The sequence below is a fragment of the Calothrix sp. NIES-2100 genome (genome assembly GCF_963875285.1).
Classification (GTDB): Bacteria; Cyanobacteriota; Cyanobacteriia; order Cyanobacteriales; family Nostocaceae; genus Aulosira.
Genome location: NZ_CAWNLA010000001.1, coordinates 5,924,409 through 5,947,232, shown reverse-complemented (window position 1 = coordinate 5,947,232; position 22,824 = coordinate 5,924,409). Strand labels below are relative to the sequence as shown.

Annotated in this window: 12 protein-coding genes; 2 read left to right on the top strand and 10 right to left on the bottom strand. The window is 41.6% G+C overall.

Features of this window, described 5'->3' with window-relative positions; translation table 11 throughout:
• The first annotated feature begins 203 nt into the window (after positions 1 to 203).
• The gene (locus tag AACU32_RS24095) at positions 204 to 1,391 is read left to right on the top strand and encodes a low temperature requirement protein A (RefSeq protein WP_096603737.1); all 1,188 of its coding nucleotides are present in this window, start codon (positions 204 to 206) and stop codon (positions 1,389 to 1,391) included.
• A 235-nt stretch (positions 1,392 to 1,626) separates the two neighbouring features.
• Here AACU32_RS24095 and AACU32_RS24090 read toward each other — a convergent pair whose 3' ends face one another.
• The 5 genes from AACU32_RS24090 to AACU32_RS24070 all read right to left on the bottom strand — a co-directional run bounded on the left by AACU32_RS24090 (position 1,627) and on the right by AACU32_RS24070 (position 8,831).
• Positions 1,627 to 2,259 carry a DJ-1/PfpI family protein gene (locus AACU32_RS24090; RefSeq protein WP_096603736.1) on the bottom strand — a complete coding sequence of 211 codons (633 nt, stop codon included), beginning with the start codon at positions 2,257 to 2,259 and terminating at the stop codon, positions 1,627 to 1,629.
• 84 nt (positions 2,260 to 2,343) lie between these two features.
• Positions 2,344 to 2,742 (bottom strand): nuclear transport factor 2 family protein, encoded by a 399-nt coding sequence (locus AACU32_RS24085; RefSeq protein WP_096603735.1) that lies wholly within the window; start codon positions 2,740 to 2,742, stop codon positions 2,344 to 2,346.
• A gap of 346 nt (positions 2,743 to 3,088) precedes the next feature.
• Positions 3,089 to 3,517 (bottom strand): nuclear transport factor 2 family protein, encoded by a 429-nt coding sequence (locus tag AACU32_RS24080; RefSeq protein WP_096603734.1) that lies wholly within the window; start codon positions 3,515 to 3,517, stop codon positions 3,089 to 3,091.
• Between the two features lie 129 nt (positions 3,518 to 3,646).
• Positions 3,647 to 7,273, bottom strand: a complete 3,627-nt coding sequence (locus tag AACU32_RS24075) for a nuclear transport factor 2 family protein (RefSeq protein WP_339378224.1) — start codon at positions 7,271 to 7,273, stop codon at positions 3,647 to 3,649.
• A 1-nt stretch (position 7,274) separates the two neighbouring features.
• A complete protein-coding gene (locus tag AACU32_RS24070; protein ID WP_096603733.1) occupies positions 7,275 to 8,831 on the bottom strand; it encodes an EthD domain-containing protein in 1,557 nt (518 codons plus the stop codon).
• Between AACU32_RS24070 and AACU32_RS24065 the strand changes: the two genes are divergently transcribed.
• Positions 8,830 to 8,997: a hypothetical protein gene (locus tag AACU32_RS24065; protein ID WP_339378223.1), complete on the top strand. Its 168-nt coding sequence runs from the start codon at positions 8,830 to 8,832 to the stop codon at positions 8,995 to 8,997. The two genes, AACU32_RS24070 and AACU32_RS24065, sit on opposite strands and share 2 nt — an antisense overlap.
• Positions 8,998 to 9,460: 463 nt before the next feature.
• Here the strand turns inward: AACU32_RS24065 and AACU32_RS24060 are convergent, their stop codons facing one another.
• From AACU32_RS24060 to AACU32_RS24040, 5 genes are all read right to left on the bottom strand, one after another.
• Positions 9,461 to 9,799: a carboxymuconolactone decarboxylase family protein gene (locus AACU32_RS24060; RefSeq protein ID WP_096603731.1), complete on the bottom strand. Its 339-nt coding sequence runs from the start codon at positions 9,797 to 9,799 to the stop codon at positions 9,461 to 9,463.
• 858 nt (positions 9,800 to 10,657) lie between these two features.
• Positions 10,658 to 12,514: an iron uptake porin gene (locus tag AACU32_RS24055; RefSeq protein ID WP_339378222.1), complete on the bottom strand. Its 1,857-nt coding sequence runs from the start codon at positions 12,512 to 12,514 to the stop codon at positions 10,658 to 10,660.
• 503 nt (positions 12,515 to 13,017) lie between these two features.
• Positions 13,018 to 15,957: a nuclear transport factor 2 family protein gene (locus AACU32_RS24050; RefSeq protein WP_096603730.1), complete on the bottom strand. Its 2,940-nt coding sequence runs from the start codon at positions 15,955 to 15,957 to the stop codon at positions 13,018 to 13,020.
• A gap of 316 nt (positions 15,958 to 16,273) precedes the next feature.
• Positions 16,274 to 20,128 carry a multicopper oxidase domain-containing protein gene (locus AACU32_RS24045; RefSeq protein WP_096603729.1) on the bottom strand — a complete coding sequence of 1,285 codons (3,855 nt, stop codon included), beginning with the start codon at positions 20,126 to 20,128 and terminating at the stop codon, positions 16,274 to 16,276.
• A gap of 421 nt (positions 20,129 to 20,549) precedes the next feature.
• Positions 20,550 to 22,190: a DUF4114 domain-containing protein gene (locus AACU32_RS24040; protein ID WP_096603728.1), complete on the bottom strand. Its 1,641-nt coding sequence runs from the start codon at positions 22,188 to 22,190 to the stop codon at positions 20,550 to 20,552.
• Positions 22,191 to 22,824 lie beyond the last annotated feature (634 nt).

The following is a 22,824-nucleotide window of genomic DNA, read 5'->3' as shown; positions in this document are numbered from 1 at the left end:
TGGCCCAGAACAAGAGACATTCTAACTGCTTTTTGGTAGCTTGTGTAGCAAAAACCTTAGAGAGTCTCGTAAAAGTGCTGAAAGCGGCGTATTTGCAGAAATCTACATAATCTATCAGTCAGAATTTGGATAAATTATGCAACCCAGATGTGAAACGAACCTCGTAAAATAGTGTTCCATGAGTAGTTGATATTACCGTTCTGATGAACAAAAAATTATGGCAACCGCCAAGATTACGTATTGGCGAAGATAGTGGCGAAGAAAGACGTGCTACCTGGCTAGAGCTTTTTTACGATTTGATATTTGTGGTAGCGATCGCCGAATTGGCTCACAATCTCAGTAAAGATGTTTCTTTACTAGGTGTTCTCGGCTATGTTGCTCTTTTTATCCCCATTTGGTCTTGTTGGCTAGGTGCTACTTTTTACGCTAATTTGTTTGATACTGACGATTTAGGCGATCGCTTATTAACCCTTGTGCAAATGATGATGATTGCTGCTTTAGCAATAAATGTGCATCATGGTCTGGGTAAATCTTCTGTTGGTTTTGCAATTGCTTATATCGGTGCTCGCAGTATTCTCATTGTTCAATTTCTCATTGCCAGATATCATGTTCCTGTAGCCCGTCCTTTACTCAATCGCTATATTTGGGGTTTTGGTCTTGGTGCTGGTTGTTGGTTATTATCCCTATTTGTTCCAGTTCCTTGGCGTTTTGCTCTGTGGGCGCTGGGGCTATTTATAGACTTGATCACTCCCTTAGGAACTGGTCATTTAGCTACTCAGATTACCCCAGATATCTCTCACATGCCAGAGCGACTTGGACTTTTTACCATGATAGTTTTAGGTGAGTCTGTCGCCGCTGTCGTTAAAGGTGTAGTTGAAAAGGAGTGGAATGTCTCATCGATCATCACCGCCTTAATGGGGATGAGCATTGCTTTTAGCTTCTGGTGGCTTTACTTCGATAGCATCGATGGTTCGCCATTAGAGACGATGAAGGCAGGTAAAATAACTATCTTTATCACTTGGGTTTATTCTCACCTCCTTCTAGCTATTGGTTTGGCGGCTACAGGGGTAGGCGTTGAGCATGTGATTTTCACCAGTACAAAGAATGTCCTCCCAGAAAAAGACCGTTGGCTACTTTGTGGTGCTGTTACGCTTTGCTTGCTGGTTTTAGCTTTGATTAACTTAACAACTTGTATTTTGGAGAAATACCGCAAAGGTAGAATTTTAAGCACTTATCGTCTAGGAGCAGCGGGATTTGTTTTAGTCCTAGCTATTGCCGGGATAAATTTATCTCCTATATTTTTAACTACACTGGTTGCTATTGCTTGTGTGGTTACAGTTGCCCTAGATTTATTGAGCAGGAGCCGAGAGCAAATAATTTCTCAGGAGTAGATGGACTGAAGAAAGGATAAAGGATGAAGGATGAAGTGAGAATTCTTACAAGCTGTCGTGATCACTGAGCAAGGCGCAAGTGTGAGCAAAGAAATCAACCCTTCTGGTGCGTCGGCTGCGCCAACGACTACGCTCAGGATTGAAGCTGAGCGTAGTCGAAGCTTCAAGTTTTCCCTTTCTGGAGTGTCCCATCGCTTAATGAATCATGTAATTACATACTTCATACTTCATCCTTCTAGGCTTGAGCCAATTCTGGATTCCGAGAGCTAGTTTTCTCAATTTCTTTAACAAACTCTTCCATGAATTGGTCTACAATTCCTGGATGCTTACCTGTAATCAGATTGCCATCTATGACTAAATCAACAGTCATATCGTTTTCATAAACAACGTCGGCTCCGGCGTTTTCTACATCACAAATAATGTTATGGGCACAGGTAACTTTGCGATCTTTAATTAAATCTGGATCGGCACAGAAAAGCCACAAACTATGGCAAATTGTCCCTAATTTCACATTATCTGTTGCCATTGCTTTCCGCAGAAAAGCAACTGCTGGAGCTTGATTTTTTTGACCTTTCTTGACATTTACTTGATATCTCAGCCGATCCATTGCATAGGCTCCAATGCAAATTATGCCTTTATAATCAGCTGGGTCAATATCGTTAACTTCTGTGGTCACAGTGACATGAAATTCTATTTGGTCATTTTCCGGATTAGACCCGAAGTGCAGTTCTTTATTGCCCCACAGATGAGAAATGTACTCAACTTCGTAGCCTTGTTCCGGGAAATACTCATTGAAGCGACGAAATTCAGTGGCATCAAAATGTTCTTCAATCAGTACACCGATTTTTCCTTTTGATTCAGCTGCCATCTTAGACTCCTGACTAAAATTATTGATGTTATGGTCGCGACATTTTTATCAATTTATGCAGATAAAAATTTCCCACCTTTGTTCTCAAGCAAATACTGGGGATATATCCATGTAAATCCGCATTTCTTTCACCAAATCTCCCTGCATCAAGAATATATTACAGCAGGGAAGGGTAAACATTTTCTGGTCTTGACGGCGGACATAACTCACTTCTAGTTCAACCACAATGGTTTCCCCAATCTCCAACATACTTATAATGTTGTGTTTGATGGATTGGAAATTTTGTAAAAAACTAGCGGAGGATTGTTTGATTCCCTGTTTACCGAATACTACAGGAAAATTACCAAACTTGTATGCCACATCATCAGTACATAGCTCGAGAGATTTTTCGATATTCATCTCATCGCTAGCAGCTAAAATCTTCCTGACAATTGCTGCTCGGACACCTGGAAACCTTTCTAATGTTGAGCCTGTAGATGTCATATCTTTCTGCGATCGCCCTTATCCAGATGATAATTTATTTGTACATAGATTACCAATTCTCTGTAACAATGAGCTTAATATAATTCCATCAATCTTTGCATCTTTGCGTGAGTTATATCAAGCAATATTAAGCTCAACATTATAGAGAAAAGACCTCACCCCCAGCCCTTTTCCTACCAGGAGAGGGGAGCAAAAAGCTAATTTTCTCTTACTCCAGACTCTCCTAGAAGGAGAGGGAGGTTGGGTGGGTGAGGTCTGTTGTCTGATTTCCTAACGCACCCAATAAATTGGGTATTTTTGTTAATTATCAGTGCCTAAGTCTTATCGGCAACATTTACTTCCCAATTTAGCGATATGTTCTGGGACTATGCTTTTTGGGGATTTTTTCATCGATCCAAAGTTCTGATTGGTCTGGGTAGACTCGCCATTCCCGAACCTTGTTGTTGTCATCAAATTTTAAGATATCTGTGCAAGGGAATGTCACAGGCTTGCGATCGCTCCGTCGCACATATTTAGCTTCCATTTGGATGATCACTACTCCTGGTAGATCCCATGTACCCCGGAAGGTGAAGGGTAACTGGGGTTCAGCTATGGAATACAACCATTTTAAATAGTTAGCGATCGCTTGCCATCCTCTACCTTCTTGGGAAGAACCTACTTTAAATAGAACATCATCCGTGAAGAAAGTTTTAAAGTAATCCCAATTAAACTCTCCTCCGGCTTGCTCCATGTCCATTACTAGCGCTATTTTATCAATCTTGACAGCTGTAGTCATTTTTTTCTCCTGTTCTGCCCAAAAAATACTGAGAGTTTATCTGAAGTACATCGATGAAAAATTGGGGATTGGAGTGAAATTTTTCTTTCATTTCGCAGCTAATTTTTCTCCCTCCCCAACTTTTAAAAGCTATATAGCTTGTCTTTTTAGGGACTCCATCCACAGTTCTGATTGGTCTGGATATACCCGCCATTCATAAATTTTGTTGTTTTCATCAAATTTGAGAATGTCGGTACAGGGGAAGGAAATTGGCTTACCATCAACACGACGAACGTATTTAGCATCCATTTCGATGATTACTACTCCTGGTAAATCCCATGTACCTCGGAAATCAAAAGGTAATTGGGGTTCAGCTATCGAGTAGAACCAAGTTAGATAGTCAGCAATTACTCGCCAACCCCGACCTTCTTCGGACGCACCAACTCTGAACACCACATCGTCTACAAAGTAAGTCTGGAATTTCTCCCAATCAAATGATCCCCCAGCTGTTTCCATGTCTATACAGAGGGCGATTTTGTCAACTGGGGCGATCGGCCATTTTGGACCAGCAAGAGACCATTTTGGAGCGTAACCTTGCTTGATTCTTTCCTGAGCTTCGGGATGTTCAGCAAAATGCTTTCTCATAGTCCCAGGAGGTATTATTTGCTTTCCTTGGCTGACTGTGAGTATGGAAGCTGATTTGGGAACAGAAATCTTGGGATCGAAGACAGGATTAACATCCATAAAGATCCGCAGTTCACTAAACTTATCGCCCTCGACGCGGAAAATATCACAACAAGGAAGCGAAATCATCGAGCCATCTTTACGCCAATAAAGCACATCCATTTCGACGAATACTACATCGCCGATTTCCCAGATCATTTTAATTTCGTGGTAAACAGCGTCGATTTTACTAAAGAAGGCATCTGCTGATTTGCGGATAGATTCTTTATCTAAAGCCACATCGAAGTTACCAAATTGGTACACTGGTGTGTCTGTAAAGAAAGTAACGAAACCTGCTGAATCAAATGCTTCGCCTCTGGAAAATAAGCGCTTCACTAAGTCTGTATTACTTCCAGGAAATTTACTTTGCATTGAGTTTCTCCCGTTTGTCGCTTCTACTTTGTTGTTTTGTGTTTCTCGCTGTTCCGCAACGTCTTTGGCGCTGAGTACAGCTTGCTTAACTGCGTTGAGAAGTTTTTCTTCAACTTTTGGAACCATGTTTCGACCTTCTTCATTTACAGGTTCCCAGTTCAGCACGTAGCTAATAGTTAGAGGGGCATTAGGCTCTTTTGGTCGGACAACTGTGTTAACTATTTTGCCCTTGAACAGCGGATTATCTACTAAATTATGTGTGATTGAGCCTATTTTTTCGTCAATAGTGATTCTTTCTTTGACCACCATTCCCAGGGCATTCATTTGGCGCAGCATACCATCGTGGTATCTCTCCAAAATCTTCGGGGCTTGAGCTTCAGGATTATAGCGTGATGTATTTTCAATCTTGTCTTTGACTACATCCCAAACATTTTCCCAAGCAGCATTTACAGGAATACTAAATGTAAAATGTAGCCCTGTATTACCTGATTTTTGACCATTTGTACCTTGGGTAAAACCGCTTGCTCCTAGGATGTTATTGGTAACTTTCCCATCTGGAAAAATGAAGGAGTTGAGGTTGGCTTGATTATATTCCTCCATTGCTTCTTGGAAGCGAGTTTTGACCTTGCGGGTAACTTGGTTAAATTCCAATTGTTCCCCATTAGGCCCTTTGCAATAAAACAAAGACCAGCCTTCCATTGGGTCTTTGCTCCAGTCTACTTCCGGTTCTCCCGCTGCTATAGCCTCTGGCTCATTCCAAAATTTGAAAGAATTGTACCTGAGAGCAACTGCTCTTCTTTCGGCTTCAGATTTGACATTAATAATGCGGTTACAAACCACATTTGTCATGCCTCTTCTGTGACATTCTTCTTCCAACCTTTTGGCGAATTCATTTAAGTCAACGCCTTCTTTGACGTTGAAAGAAATATGCATTGCATTGACATGACCAATATGAGAAGGAAGACTTTTCATTGAACTATATGGAGCATTAGCTTTGCCTGCTTCTCTCACATAAATTAGTTCAACTACAGTATTGCCAAAAGAAATAAATTTGACATCTAAAGCGTCTTGTTTGCCACTTCTCAAATGGGGAATATCAGCTTTCTCTAGGTCAATTCCCTGAGCCAGTGCATCCAGTTCTTCTTTTTGAAAAAGAGTATTTTGGATGACATCACCAACTAACTCGCTTTCACCAACAACTATTTTCCCTCCTAATACTTCTGTATAAAACTCGAGGGATTTAGCCATGTCATGAATTGTCACACCAACGTGCTGCACACCTTGCAACAAATGTCCCAATCCAGAACTAGTAATTTGCTGGTTGTTTTGCAGAGCAGTTTGACCATTTTGAGTCAAAACTTTGCCGTTTGTGTAATCAGTCTGACCATTAATCATCAGTGAAACTATAGAATTCTGGATTTGATTAGCAGCTCCGATTTTTGTAATCAAATCGGCAACCTTAGCACTTCTCTGACCGGCGAGAGTCATCTGACTGTTATATACAAAGGTATAAGCCGACCTTTCGGAAAATGGTTGGATTTGTTTGATATATTTAGCTGCATCTTGCACTGCTGCGGCATAATCGCCAGAGGCAAAAAACTTTTCCCTAGCCAACGGATTCAAGAAAGCAATTTCATAAGCGGCTTGATATTGCTTTGCTGGTGGTTCGTAATGACTTACCCCCGCTGCATCTGGTCGGGAATTATCGACTTCTTCAAATAAATGCAAGCGCAATTTGAGTACAGCATCGCTATTGCTGACTTTGGGCGCAAAAGTGTCAGTTAGATAGCGGCGAAAAGCTTCTGTACTCACGCCATCCGCTTTTTTGATCAGAACGTGGAATTTGATAGCTCCGACTTCACCGTTGGGATCGCCTGCGGGGATACGGTCTATATAAGTTATAGAATTGCCGGGGCTGCTATTGTAGCCTATGGCTTTACGAAACAGGTTGTGTTCGTCATCCATGAGAATGGCTGACGCTTTAAACCATGTCTGACGGTCTGCTTCACTTTCAAAGGTTAATTCTGCAATACCATCAAAGTTATCGTCAATGTCCCAGCTATAATCTAAACCGGGAATTTCTGGCCACAAGCCCCCTTGGTTATGAGCTACATGAAACTGCCAGTATTGATATTGACCAGGTAGTCTGGCACAGACTGGACCATGAACATCTTTCCAGTAATTATCAAAAAGCTGTAGGGAAATAGCGTCTCGTTTCCAGAGGAGGACGTAGAAGGCAACTTTTCCTTTGTGATCCCGTGCTGCATAATCAGCTTGGTTTGATTCTTTGGTTGCTGAAAGCATTGCTGCTGTCCTTGGTATGCTATTTAAATTGTCAAAAATCTGGTTCAGGGTGCCGAAACAAGCCGCGACTTTATTAAAGCCCGCATAAACGCATAGGAACAGCAGCAGCTCTTCAATTTCCTCGCGGGTGGCTCCCTGCTTGAGAGCCATATCTATATGGGCCGCGAAAGGGTTGCCAGGACCTCTATGATCCTGATTGACAACATCAACAGCGATGGTAATCAGAGCCTTAGTTTTTTGGTCAATTAGTGGCAAACCCCAGGCTTCACCTGCTACCCGAGTGACAAAGTCACCAAACTTGGGATTGATTTGTTTTAAACTCTCTTGAAGTTCAAGGTCATCTAGGACGGCATTTTTATATGCTCTTTCCTGTTTCATTTTAAGCGGTGGTGATCAAGGTCAGGAGTTCATTAGGAGCAAAAACATCGCGGTAGAAGGTCAGCTGTTCTGTTTTCAAATAGCAGGCACCACGGTGACCACGTCTTACCCATGTGACATTACCTTTGGCCAGAGTTTCGTTGGTTTCATCATCTACACACTTCCATTCAAAGTATGTATGTTCACCATAAAACATAACGATGGGCCAGCACATGGTAACGCCTGGTTGAGCAATTAATGCCCACCAATGTTTTTCTCTTTCTTTTTGTTGTTCTAAGCCTTGGTATGGACCATCTTGACAAAAATAAACTAGATCGTCGCGATATTCTCCAGTTAAGATATCGCCTCTTCCTTGTCTCAATGCTTCACAATGAGTCGGCCACCAATCTCTGTTTTCGCGTTCAATTTGTTCCAAGGTGTAATAAGAATTGATTTCTGGCAATCTTGGTTCTTTCATTGCCACAATTCTTTCTGCATCCTCAATTAGCTTTTTAGCTACGTAGGGGGTAACAAGTCCAGGACGAGAATAGTCAGCTGACAATCCTTGATAATAATTGGTGCGCTTCTTCGCGGGTTTTTGCTGGGTCTGAGTTGCTTGAGCAGAAGTGTAACCGTTGGTTTGGGTGCTGTAAAGATTGTAGTTGACCATGATAGATGTTATATCCTCCTGAAGTTGATTAACTGCGCCGATATCTGTGATCAGTTGGGCGACTGAAGAACTGCGTTGACCAGCTAAAGTCATCTGACTGTTATATACAAAGGTATAAGCTGATCTTTCGGGGAATGGTTGGATTTGTTTGATATATTTAGCTGCATCTTGCACTGCGGCAGCATAATCGCCAGAAGCAAAAAACTTTTCCCTTTCCAAATGATTTGCAAAAGCGATTTCATAAGCGGCTTGATATTGCTTTGCTGGTGGTTCGTAATGACTTACCCCCGCTGCATCTGGTCGGGAATTATCGACTTCTTCAAATAAATGCAAGCGCAATTTGAGTACAGCATCGCTATTGCTGACTTTGGGCGCAAAAGTGTCAGTTAGATAGCGGCGAAAAGCTTCTGTACTCACGCCATCCGCTTTTTTGATCAGAACGTGGAATTTGATAGCTCCGACTTCACCGTTGGGATCGCCTGTGGGGATACGGTCTATATAAGTTATGGAATTGCCGGGGCTGCTATTGTAGCCTATAGCTTTGCGAAACAGGTTGTGTTCGTCATCCATGAGAATGGCTGACGCTTTAAACCATGTCTGACGGTCTGCTTCACTTTCAAAGGTTAATTCTGCAATACCATCAAAGTTATCGTCAATGTCCCATTTGTAATCTAAACCGGGAATTTCTGGCCACAAACCTCCTTCATTATGAGCCACATGAAACTGCCAATATTGATACTGACCAGGTAGTCTGGCACAAACCGGACCATGTACGTCTCTCCAGTAGTCATCAAAAATCTCTAAGGAAATTCCTTGTCGTTTCCACAGGAGGACGTAGAAGGCTACTTTTCCTTTCTGATCCCGTGCTGAATAGTCAACCTTTACCGCCTTATTGATGGTTGAAACCATGCTTGCTGTCCTTTGTCCTCATTATGGTTGTTCTCTCTTGATCTCAGTCTCTAGTTATGTCACTTTGGGTAAAAAAGAAAGCTTAACTTTAGGTTTAGGGAAAATTAAGGTTTTTGATGGCATTACCTCAGGCTTTGTAGACGGTGAGGCAAAAATGAGTCTGTAAAACCAAATTCTCACAATAGCTATTAGCCATCTTGAATATCAAGAGATAAACATTTCTCCTGTGATCCTTAATTTCTCAGGCCGCAAGTGAGTGATTTTTAACAGTTCTACCTTGTGACTTTACATTTGCTGTTCAAAGTCTGGATACTTTATCAGCTAAGTCATCAGGCGCAATCTTTGTTGTGCGGGATCTCTCTAGTCCTGACCATCCAAAAATGCGTTCTAATTGCTGCGGTTTTCTTCTTGCTTCCTCTTGGAAGCGTCGCTGCTACCTAGTCCACAAGCAAAAACGAGCAATCTGTCCGCAGTAGTGCAAATTAATCGCCCTCAATATATTAAGGATCAATGTCTATATAGGTGAGATCAAGAGGATGACTTTTGAATCTCTCTATATATCCATGTCTTAGGTACTTTCTTGGGCTACATTTCGGTATTTACTGATTTCGGAAAATCTCCAATATGTTTTACTTCAGGATTTCGTTGAGCGTCCCAAAGCAACCAGCCACTTTATTGAAGCCTGCGTAAACACAGAGGAACAATAATAATTCTTCAATTTCCTCGCGAGTTGCTCCCTGCTGGAGAGCCATATTGACATGCGCTCCAAACGGGTTACCTGGGCCTACTTGGTCTTGATTCACTACGTCAATGGCGATCGTGATCAGAGCCTTGGTTTTTTGGTCAATTAGCGGCAAGCCCCAAGCTTCACCTGCAACCCTAGTTACAAAGTCACCAAATTTAGGATTGATTTGTATTAAAGCTTTTTGAAGTTCTTTGTCATCCAAAACCGCATTTTCGTATTTCATTACCCGACTTTTCCCTAATTTTCTAAGTAGTGGTTATGAACTGTGTCAACTATAACTTCTTATCAGGGATAAATTAAGTGTTTGTGCAGCAAATTTAAAGATTTATGCAGCAAAACTTAATTATTGCTCGATAGTTATAAAACGAATATTGCAGATATGCAAGTCTAGAGCGATCGCCAGATTTGTCATCCTTCACCTAAAATTGATGTGTAGGATAGCAAAAATATATGTGTCAGTCTCACTAATGTTTGTTGCCATTTGGCTAAGTTCATCAAACTTTGTGGGATGTGTGACAACTGTCAGCTTCTAGCCGTGCGAATCAACACGATTCCAGGGCTTTTAACTGGGGTTCGTCGGTAGAGCCTGGATAAAATCTCCTGGATGCCGGAGAACTTCGGGCTATTATGTATTATGAGCCGAAGTTCGGATTTCGCGCTTCATGCTGCGAATATCGGCAATGTTATTGGTCAATACTATCTAGGAGACAGCTACCTACACCATAAATCTATTTAATCCCCGCACCCGTCCAGGGTAGGTGTTTAACTCTTGCCAATAACTTAGTATCCAAGGTACTTAGCCGTGGTTTGGCTAGGGTTTCAGTTTTGACTGAAAACCCGATTGGAAGTCGGGGGTTGCTGACGATTGTCTCAGTTACATTTTACTGATGGTGAGCTTGACTTTGGATTAAAGTGTTTCAGCCCCGATGTAAAATGCGGGGCTGACCGGCTTGCCGCTTGATTAAGTGTACGTCTTACTAGATATTGGCATGACTCTATTTTTTAATCACCCTGAATTTAATAACTTTTTACATCTGGTCTACGAAAAATCCCAGAAAAGCTTGCAGTTACAGGAACAGCGCTAAAAATTGAAGTTGGTTCTGACACCACCAATGATAATATCTTCATTGCTATTATCTTGGTTAGGCGATGTAATCCATATCAGAGAGGGACTAATTGAGACTTGCTCAGAAAGCTGATGTCGATAATAAGCTTCGATATGCAATGAGGTATCATTTTTGAATTCTGGATGGGGCAGATTGGTTCTTAAACCTGTCAAAGTAGGCTCCATACCGACAATTAACCCCCCCTGATTTCCTTTTCTAAATAAATCAGGAAAGGCAGCTTGCACTGAGTAAGTCCATATATCAGCATCACCTTTACCGATGAGTCTAGCTTTAATCAGGTTAGCCCAACCACCGACTAGCACTTTCGGAGCAATAGCAACGTAGCCACCAACCTGATAAGCATTAGTAGTAACCGCAGATGCTTCGTTAAATAAAACACCAGCATCATCAAAGCGGTTTGCCAGAGCAGAACCAACAAAACCATTGCCGCGAAAAGTTTGACCATTATTAAAGCCAAAATTACCTGGACTAAAGTAGCCGTGTTGGTATAAAAGTTGCAAGAATAAATTAGGATTGGGATTATAGTGAACCTGGGCAGCAGCAACGTAGTCTCCATTAAACCAACCACCAGCTTGGGATTGGTCGGCAAAGGTTCCTAAGTAAGTCAAAGTTAATACTGTCGAGTCTACAATTTTATAACTAGCTGAAACACCAGATCCAGCCCCGACTAAATAGATGGGGGGTGCTTCAGCAAAGGCACTGGTAGGGCCTTGACCCAGCCGATAGTAAGGAACATATTGTGATAGTAAAAATGGGCTAAAACGATAGCGATTAGCCGCAACTATGTCTATCAATAACTTGTCGCCAACGGGAAATTGATACTCCAAACCAATGAGGCGGGCGAAGTTGCCAGTGTCTCCGGAACCAGTAGCATCGCTAGAACCTTCCCTTGTAGAACCAACATCTCTGCCATTGTTGGTACTGGCTAAATCGGGAAACTGAGTGTTGGTTACACCAATCGCAGTCAGCAATAAATCTCGACCTGTGAAACTACTGAGGAAGCCCAAGAATAGATTGTATTGGATATTAGCTTTAGGATCGCCATCGCCGGAAAAATACGCATTAGTTTGCACTCTTAAATTAGCAAACAGTTTGGTGGTTGTAGAGAACTGATTTGCTTCTAATTCCGTAGTGCGTGCTTCTAAGGCATCTACACGACCGCGTAGGGTTGCTAATTCAGCAGCGAACTCTTCTTGTAAGCGTTTTAAAGTTTCTAGATCTTTTTTAGTAACTAGCTCTTGAGTAGCTGAGCCAATTAGTTCATTAACCCGGTCTAAACAGGCATTTAAACCTGCGGCAAATTCATAACGACTTAAAGCGCGATCGCCACGGAAGGTACCATTAGGATAACCAGCAATACAGCCATAGCGCTCAACTAACGATTGTATAGCTTGAAAGGCCCAGTCTGTTGGCTGCACGTCCTGCAACTGAGAAATGTTGGTGACTTGAGCCATTGGATCGTTTTCTGACTCATCTTCGTTAGATGTCTCGAAAAGGCTAGAATCCGCTGATGGTGGGGAATTTAACTCACGAGAGGTTTGAGCAATGATTGTCTGATGATTTTGCTCTTGAAAGGGCGTTTTGCTAGAATTAACAGTTGTCGGTAGGGATGGGAAAAATAACAATTGGTCTATTCCTTGCCCATCTGATGTCTTTTGCTCTGTAACGGACTGTTCGCCATCTGTTTTCACTTCTTGAGCGAATACCTGGATGGAAGTAGGTAGTATTTGGTAAACCAGGATGGCTGAGATTGCCAGCAGTATCTGCCTGTAAACAGAACGATGGTTGCCCAGGAATTTCAAATTTCTCATGAATTTTCAGTATTTGGGTCAGGCGATCAACATAGTTATGTTATACTTTACACCTTTGAGATTCAAATTTTTTGCACAAGAAATTTTGAAAGCGGCCTTCACCTGAAAATACTGGAAAAAATCCGGGAGAGGGAGAGGATGTTTTAAAAGTCTTTTTGTTGGTAGCAAAAAGTTTTAGATTTCCCATTATCCCCCTTAACAAGGAGCTGGGATGTTTAGTTCCCTCAAAGGCTCATAATGTCAAGGGTTATGTTTCGCAATCACGCTCTCACTTCTATACCAAAAAAACATCGCCAATGATATTGACAAATTACCCCTGATAATAGATGGAAACAGCCCAGCTTCAAAAAAGGCGCTAGGGGAGGGGTGATCAATAGATGCTGAAAATCACAGCGAACCATTTTTCAAACAACCTCTCAAGCCAATGTAAAACCATCAAAATTTTTGGGGATTTTGATGGTTTTACCGCCGTTTAATTACAAATTACGAATTAGTAATTCTTGCTAACCTACGTAATCAATGAAACTATTCTGTGTAATGCTAGTTGCTGTAATACCCGTCAGCACAGATAACAGCTCATTATTACTTGTCAGACGAATTTCGGTGTTGGCTGCATTTTGGCTAATAGTAAGACTACCAAACTGGATTCCATCTACTAGACCTAATACATCTGTTCCCACTTGAAAATCTTGAATTACATCATGATTGTCAGTGTTAAGATCATTGAAAGATTTGACAATGAAGATATCTGCATCATCTAATCCTGTAATTGTATCGCCACCACCTGTGAGATAGTCAACACCTAAACCGCCATTGAGTACATCTCTGCCGTCACCACCAGTTAAAGAATCATTACCTTGATCCCCCTGCAAAAAGTCATTGCCATTATCACCAGATAACTTATCGTTACCTGCTAATCCGAACATCCGATCATTTCCCTCTTTTCCGCTAAAGGTATCATCGCCTGTAGTACCGAGGATTAAATCATCTTTATCAGTAGTGATATTTTCGACATATCCAGTAGCACCTCGGAGATTTGAGTCTCGGAATCCAGCATCGTCAATAATTTTGCGCTCCTGGATTTTCCATTCTCCATTTACCTTTACCCACTTATCTTCCTGCACAGCTAGGGCGACAAATTCCAGATCGGTCTTTGAACTGAAAACCATGAGGTAAGACCGAGCAGTTGCAGTGGTAGCACTAGTAGGTTCAATGACGATGTTGCTAGTAACATGTCGCCTTCCTGGTTCACGTCTATTTGGTTGGGTGACTGGATCGTATGGCGCTAACAAGAATTCATGCACCTGTTGAATAGCTGCTTTACCTTGCACCTGTCCATCAAGGTTGGCGAGAATGGCATCATCGGCGTATGCAGCTACTGCTGTGGGGATATCTTGTTCATCAAGGGCTATATCATACTTGGCCATCAGTTTCATGATCGCCAGTTCATCAGTGGGAGTAAAAGTTTGATAGTTGTTATTGCTACCACCACCGTTATCGCCACCATCTTCAAAAACGAAGTCACTGGCACTCAATTCGTCGAAGATCACGCCTTTAACATTTGCTAGGGATATTTCTTTGTCGCCCATAGTAGCGATAATACTGGTGCTTTGCAGATCGCCAAAGGCGGGCAGTAGCCTTAAATCATCAAAGGAGATGTCAAGACCGCTAATACCAATTTTGTCAACACCTATTTCAAAGTCCGCGATCGTGTTTCGAGTGTCTTCTAATTTTGGCAAACCACCTTGAATTACTTGTGCAAATGGCGGTTGGAGTTGGTAATTGTTTTGCCTGTCTTCGGGAACTGTAGCAGGTATTGAACCATTGACGATCCAGAACTGGTCTTTGCCGGCGTTACCATAGAGAACATTGTTACCGCCTTCGCTGATGAACAGTCGATCGTCATCTAGTCCGCCATGCAGTTCGTCATTGCTACCTGCGATGAGGTCATCATTGCCCTTACCGCCATCAAGACGGTTACCACCTTCACCTCGAGATGCATCGAGGATGTCATTGCCATCTTCACCGAAGGCGCGATCGCTCTTATTGACATAAATTTCATCGTTTCCCTTGCCGCCATAGATCCGATTTCCGCCGTCACCACTGGAAGCATCAAGGAGATCGTCTCCATCTTTGCCAAAAGCGCGATCGTCTTTAGTGAGGTAGATTTCATCATTTCCCTTTGTACCGTAGATCCGATTACGGCTCTCATTGGGTTGATCGAATATCTGATTGTCACCACCAAGGAATGCAATATGGTTAGACGATACAGCTCCTTGAGGTGTTAATGGTGAAGGTGTAGGAACTGGTGGTGGTGGTTCCTTGAGGATTGTGACTGCTAGCGCATCTACCGGCGTACTGCCAACGTTGGCGATGGAATATTTATTGTCTGGTGCAATATAAACAAATTCATCTTTCTTTGCAACTTTAACTTCATCCCCGATTTTGAGCGATAGTTCTCCTTCTTTGACATAGAAAACTTGCTGTTTATCACTCTCAATTTGTGTGGGAAAATTACTAGCATTACCTTGAGGATTCAGGGTAAATTCATTGTATTTTAAGTCGCCACCAGTTTCTTCAGGAGTTAAAAGCGAAGTGTACTGGATGCCAAAATCTCCTTGAAAAGTCGGGCGAACCGGAAATGGAATTTTATCATCATCACCGTCACCACCAATTTGCCAAATCTTAAACTGATCGAGTTCGCCATTAGCTTGCGCCTGGTTTTTCAACTCGACAACTCTGTTTACTAAATCTTGATCCGGATTCTTTGGCAGGACTGCTACATAATCCAAAGAATCAGCCGGTGGTTTATAGTCTGGTAGTGGTAATACGAAATATGGTGCGCCACCAACCCGGATACCGATTTCCACCAATCTTTTAAATTGCTCTGGTGGGGGGGGTAGTGGTGTTGGTAGGGGGTTATTTCTGTCCCCTGGTGGTACAGTTTCAGATACATAGGTGAAGAATTGTTCTAATCCTCCAGGAGCAGTGATGGAAAAGGTTCTTGCTCCCTTATTTGCCCCGACTACCGCATCTGTGGAATCCTTGTTTCCATATACGTGGCTGAGTAATTTCGGCCCGTAGATGAGCATTCCCGCAGGTACACCAGCGAGAGTATATTTTGGCTCAGATGGGAATGGACTCTGGGGATTTGTAGAAGCTTTGTTACCAAGTCCAAAGGTGAGATTTCCTTGTATTCCATACCAAGCTTCGTTTTCCCAAGTGTGGTAGTGTAATGGCGGTCCGCCTCCCACAGGTAGGAAGAAATCAAAAGCGTTGAAAGTTCCTCCTGTTTCGCGAGTACTGGCTAAGTTTGTGTACAAGTCGCTAGAAGCATACCAAGTTTTACGCTCGTCACTGTTCTGGGGGACTATGTTGTAGTCTGTAATCAAATGGGTCTTGTCACCAGGATTACCAGGGGTAATATTAGTACCATGAGACATTTACGTAAATCTCCTGTATTAGTTGTGAGGTTGATTAGCTCTATTCGTAATTCGTAATTCGTAATTCGTAATTCGTAATTCGTAATTCGTAATTCGTAATTCGTAATATTGTTTCAGTTCAAATAACCGTCATTGTGACCGTAGGGAAGCAATCCCAAAAACGATGCGATCGCTTCCTTTCAATTCTTTTCAAAAGCAATGACGTATTCAGGATCATTTGCCGGACATCATAGTAGTTCATAATTCGTCATTACCTTTTTGCCAGGGGTGCAGACATTTCAATCAATGGTTGATTGCTGCACCCACTGTATTATATTTAAGCAAACACAAAATTGTTATTTGTATTCAAGGCATTTGCCTGAATACCGCGTAAAATTGCCAGTTTTTGATTGTCAAAGCTAATTAATGCGTCATTTCCTTCTTGAGTGAAGCTGAGATCGTTAACGGATGATGCACCTATACCTGCAATACCAATTTTATCTTCGCCGAACCCAAAGTCTGTGATGATGTTAGCTGCATTTGGTATGTCTCCATCAGCAATCCAGAATTGGTCAATTCCTTTACCACCAGTGATTTTGTTGTTACCACCAGTGACGACAAAGAATCGGTCATTCCCATCACCACCAAAGAGGTAATCATTACTACCAAGGTAGAAATCGTCATTGCCATCTCCCCCATAGAGACGGTTTTTACCACCACCAAGGGAAGCATCAAGTATATCATCGCCTTCGCCACCAAATAGGCGATCGCCTGTACTCGCGAAAAGTTCATCTCCATCCCTTCCACCGAAGATGCGATTTTTACCAACACCGACTGTGGCATCTACTATATCTTCACCTTTACCTGCAAAGACAACTTGGTGATCGCCATCAAATTTACCTTGAGGATCGGCTGCATCGAATATATCATTCCCCGCATTACCAAAGATTGGTTGCGCAGGAGAAGGTGGTGGCGGAGGAGTAGCAGCAACACTCAAAAATTCTGGTTCATTTTTGTCCTTGAGGTGAATTAAGTCATAATTGCCGTCTTGTTGACGAGCAAACAAAACTGGTTCACCCCGGTGATCGGGAATATCAGCGAAGGTGCCGGCAAGTTCTTTAATGTTACCATCAGGAGTAAATTCTTTTTCCAAACGCATTTCTGGCGCATCATTAGATTCCATGTGATCTCCACCAGAATCCATCTGATGTCCATGTCCTCCGCCAAGATAGGTGTAGACTTTCAGCTGCTTGTGTCCATCAGGGACTTGATCTACAGCTAATGTAGTAATGTTGGCATTATTAGTTTGGACAGGAGAATCATTAGGAATGTCAGGTCTTTGGAGTACATAGCCAGATGTGACTTCAACCTCTCCTGTATAAGATTCTCCATAAGGTTGAAAAGTCTTGGTCAACAGTGCAGTCTCATGTGATGTCTCACGAGGATCTAGAGGATTTGCTTGACTAGGATTTTCTTGACTCTTACGTATCTGACCATCAATTAATGCGCCACTGTAAACTTCTACTAATCCTTTGCCACCACGTCCCTGACCAACAATGATATCGTCAAAGTTATCTCCGTTTGCATCCCCTACTGCCAGGTTGATTTTACCCTGGAACTCTTCGTGGTGAAATGGGTCAAGTCGGCTGATTAGCTGATAATCTTTACCACTGTAAACTTCAATCAGTGGTTTGACTCCACCACCGATACCAACAACTATATCGGCGTAGCCATCACCATTGATGTCACCAGATGCTACTGATGCTATTTGCTCTGGGGTTACGTTGATATCTTTAAAGACATTAAATTTTGTAATTAGTAGGTTTGGATCTCCACCACCAAATACCTTTTTACCTCCTTCCTGTTGATCAATTAATGTCTTGCCATCAAATACTTTAACTGTAAATTGCTCTCCTGGGTTTTCCAAGGAATGTTGTATTGTGATGATATCAGTAATGTTATCAGTAACGTTTTGGTTGTCAAAGTCCTGCTTATAACTAACATCTGCAATGGCAACATCTATTCCTTTATTGAAATCTGCTCCATAGGCACTGAGGTTGATGCTTTGTTGAGTATTGTTAGCCCTGATTAACTCTACATATCCCTGAGAATTATTGTTTGCTGACAAACCTAGCCAAGTATCTTTTGTATTGAGAATTACCCTGACAACGGCCATCATTCCGGCATCTTCATGGAAAAGAATGTGGCAATGGTTCACATAGCTACCAGGGAAGTCTTTAAACTCCATCAGCATTTTGATTTCTGATGGCACACCGTTAGGTTTTGCTGTACCGTAGGGGTTTTCTGGCGTAGGTGGCTTAGCGGGGTCGTAAGTAGGGGGGAGCATAATAGTATCACTTAAGACACCCTCTAAGTAATTTTGTTTGATGTCTTTGACGGGGATACCATTGATTTCTAGGACAGTGAAATCATTCTGGTGAATGTGGAATGGATGCCATTCTGTAAAGGGAATATCTGCCTGTCCCAGATTGGGATTACTGACTCCAGATGCATTAACTACGTCCCAAATTTCTGTTGTGCCTAACATTGGCATGGTGAGTGGAACCATGCTCTTACCTGGGGTAGTAGAAAAGTACTCCCCGTTAATCTGATAAGTTCCCTCGAATGAGTTTACCTTGGTAAGATCCGGATAATTACCTTCTAGGATGGCGTTACCTAGGTTCGCAGACCAAATAAATGTCCGCTCCCGATCGTAATCACCGTTGTTTGCGGCTTGGACAAGTTCGTCAATCTGCTGACTTTGTTCTGTTAGAGTGTCATAGACTTGGGGAAAATCACCAGTAGGAACTTTTTCACCAGTCACTTTAATGGTTGCTAAAACTTGAGATCCCCAAATTAAGTGACCATCATCAAATCCTTTATGACCTTTAATTAAGGTTGGGGCTTTATCACCCAATAATTCTTCGGTGCCATTAGAGAGGAAATAATAAGTACCTGGCTCTTCAAACCAATGTTGAATAGATAATCGCGATCCAGGAGATAGGATTGGCAATTCTGTGACCTCTCGTCTGGTATCCTCTACTATCCCAGAAGCATCACCATCAATGCCTGCCAAAATCACTTTCTGCGGAGTTAGTTTGTCACCATCATCTTTCACCAATTGCAAAATATGAGGTGAGTTGATGCTCATATTAGCGAATGAAAACAAGTCCCATTCACCAGTTTTCAGCTCCATCGTTGGGTTGTATTGCCCATTGACGGTGTGAATCACATTTTCTACAGGTTCTCCTAACTTATCTCCGCCATATATAGACCGAAATTGTTGCTGATTGCCTAAAGGTTGGGTGGGGTCATAGGAGACAGGTTTGGCGTTATAACCTAGATAAAGGGCATCTGATAGTTCATAAACATTTTGCCCTCCCGTCTTGTCTAATACTTGTAGAGGTGTACCCGCAGGAATTGGTATATTGGGATCTTGATTGAGAGGATCGCCTGCTTTTCCTGTTCTTAGTTGTTGCTGGATGCCAAAAGTATTAATCGCCATGAAATACATGGGACGTTTTGTCACATCCCACTTTTGCAAATCTGGCAGATCGTTTGGGGGGTTAACCAGCAACAGACCACCCAATCCTGAGCCTACTTGTTCATTCGTTACTCCGTGCAGATGGGGATGATACCAGTCGAGTCCGATGAAATGATTGTCGGGAATCTTAATATCTACAGGCTTAGTTTCTCCAGATTCCAATACAGAAAGCACATTATCTCCATGTCCCATCGCTGAGACATGGAGTCCGTGGGTATGTAGATTAGTGACTTGGGCAGGATTTTTTAAATTGTTTGTGAGGTTGATATTTAAGGTATCCCCAGGTTCGGTAATCAGTAGTGGTCCGGGAATTGTACCGTTATAGCCTCTTAGCTGTTCATAGGGAGTTGCTTTACCGTTGAGCCAGGAAATTTTACCATCTCCTGATTTGAGAATTCCTAACCCAGGAATTTCTACTTGCCCTAAATCTTCCATCTTTAGGGTCGCTGTTAATTCTTTTTCTGGCCCCCAACTAGAAAAGTAATTGCCAGGGATACCTTTCTGCCAATCTTGATAGGGATCTTTATAAGGAATTACTATGTCAGGATGGGGTAAAACCTTTAAATAACCTTCTGTCCCGTAGCCTTGGCTCCAAGATTGAAAGTTATCTTTACCAATAATATAAGCATTATCTAATATAGAAGGCATGATCCGACATACTCCTAAGAAAATTATTCGAGATGATTTAGAAAGTAACTCTTAAGAGGCAAGCAGATTTAGCATAAATCTTTCCATAGCAGCATAAATCATTGCTTAAAGATCCTCTAACAATAGTTAATAATCTTTGCAAAAGCAGCAATCAATCGTTAACTATCCAACATTATATTCAATGCTCTAACATCTGGGTAAAGCTTTCATCTCCTTAACCTTGTAGAGGTCTTCAACACCTTTCGGTCTAATACTATCAATTTAATTAGCAGCTACTTGATGCTAACAGAAATTAATATTTTAAAACAGCCCCAAAATCGAAATAAATAAGGAAAAACCTGCTTTGGTAAAGGTTGAGCCTATTTCGTGAGATGAGCGGTATAACTAAGTACTGAAGACCCAATAAATTCTTAACCACTGGTTAAACAGTAGGGGAAAAATTAATGTTAATGATGACATCGTTATAGTCCAGATCGCCGCCACCAGTTAAATCCTCAAACCCGAAGGTGTTATTTGCCAATAAACGCATATGGTCAACATTATCAGAATTGACTCCCAAGTATGGAAAGTAAACTTGAGGATTATTGTTGGGGTTGGTATCTGTCAGTTGCGACAAGCTGCCATTGATCACGATCATGGGAGCTAAAATTGAACCGGCTGTAATGGTAGCTTTGCCCTTTTGTACACCTTGATTGGGAGTAGCAAGTTTAACGACCTCACCTGTGAGTTGGTCTTTGACGAGATTGTTGAGTGCTGCTTGCAGATAATTTGCCGTACTGGCATTAGCTGGATCAACACTACCAATTAAACCGTCAGCCTTATCAACTTTATAGAAATAGACTTCATTATTGTATGCTGCTTCCCGGAACACGGAGAAATCAGCATTGACAGTTCCTGATATACTAGTTAAATCAATTAATTCAGCAGGGTTACCACCTTGGAGATTGGTGCCAAGTTGGACTGACTCTTCAGTCAAAGAGAAACTCAACACCATTTTATCTTGACCCCAAGCCAAATTAAATTGATTATTGCCCAGGTCATTCACTTTGAATTGATCTGAGTTACCATTACCAAACTTCGAGCCTAAGGTCACTTGACTTAGAGGGATGCGACCTCTAATCGCACCATCCGTAGTGCCATTTTCCACGAAATAGAACACCAAGCGATCGCCGCCTACTTTCTCAACGATTCGCGAAATATCAATGGTGTTAAAGCCGTTTGGTGAATTTGTAATTGATGAAAATAAACTCAAAGATTGTTTTAGGGCTGCTTGAATGTAAGCATCTCCATCGGCAGGGGTGAAGGATTTACCTGTAGTATCAATAATTGTACCCTTGTTATCTTTGACTACAAAGAAACCGACTTCGTTAACTGAATTAGATTTGTTACTAATGAGTTTGGCTTTCAGTTTAATTTTGGTATTGATTGAAGCCGATAAGGTGAAAATATTATCGCTGTCTACTAGTAGCTTTTTAATGTTCTGCGAATTACCCCCATTTAAAATATCATCAATTTTAGTATTTTTAATAATAGCTAGGTCTTTACCATTAGCACTAACTAAAGCATCATTTCCCTGCTGTTTAAAAGTCAGATCAGCAATGTTAGTGATGCCCTCTAATTCCACTTTCAAGCTATCTGCTGTAGGATTAAAATCCTCAATGATATTGGGTGCATCTAAATATTCCTCATTAGCAATCCAGAACAGATCGTTACCTAAACCTCCTGTTAAAGTACTACCACCAAGACCTGCATAAATGGTGTCATTACCAGCCTCCGCAAAAACTTGATCTTTGAGGTGAGGAAAAATTAGATCGTCGTCATCACCGCCATAGAGGATATTCATCTCCCCAATGGACTGTATGGTGTCCTTGCCCGATCCGCCTTTAGCTGTATCGTTCGTATAGGCGAAGATCTCGTCATCGCCTTCATTACCTTCTAGGATATTATTCCCTTGTCCACTTGTACCATCAAGGATATCGTTTCCTTCTAAACCTCTGAGAGTATCGCCACTTGTCGTTGCCAGTAATTCATCAATCCCAGAAGTACCATTAATAATTGCCATTGTTTTTCTGAATTAATTAGATATTCAACGTAGTGTTGTAGATTATATACGATTCAAACAGCAATACCACTTAGGTAAGTGTGAGACAAATCAGCTATAACCAAAAAATAGCTGTAATATCAAATACTAAATATCCAAATACTAATATATGAGCTAAAGACCACTTATGAGCGGTGATTTATAAAGTAAATCTTAAGTTTTTCTTGGATATTTAACCTGTAATATATGTAACGCTATATTAATTTTTTTAACTAGATTCACGAATCTTTACTTAGTGGCTATTTTTGCTGGCGACATAATTTAATGAAGGATTTACCAGTGTGCATTTGCTGAAACCATCTTAGATACTTCTTAACTTATTTATACTTAATTATTAAACACTATCTGCGTCATAGGCGATCGCATAGTTTAATTTTATTATCTGGAAACTTATTGAATTATTTAGTTCTAAATGCTACTTTAAATAAATTCAAATACTGATGGTGCTGACTCTCTGATATATCTAGAGGATGAGTGTCAGTTAATTTAAGTAGTCTGGCTACCGATGGCCAGTAAGTAACAGATATAGATAAATGTCTTGAAAATAGGGCATGGGGCATTGATTTTCATGCCCTCCTTGTGGGCGTTCGTCGTA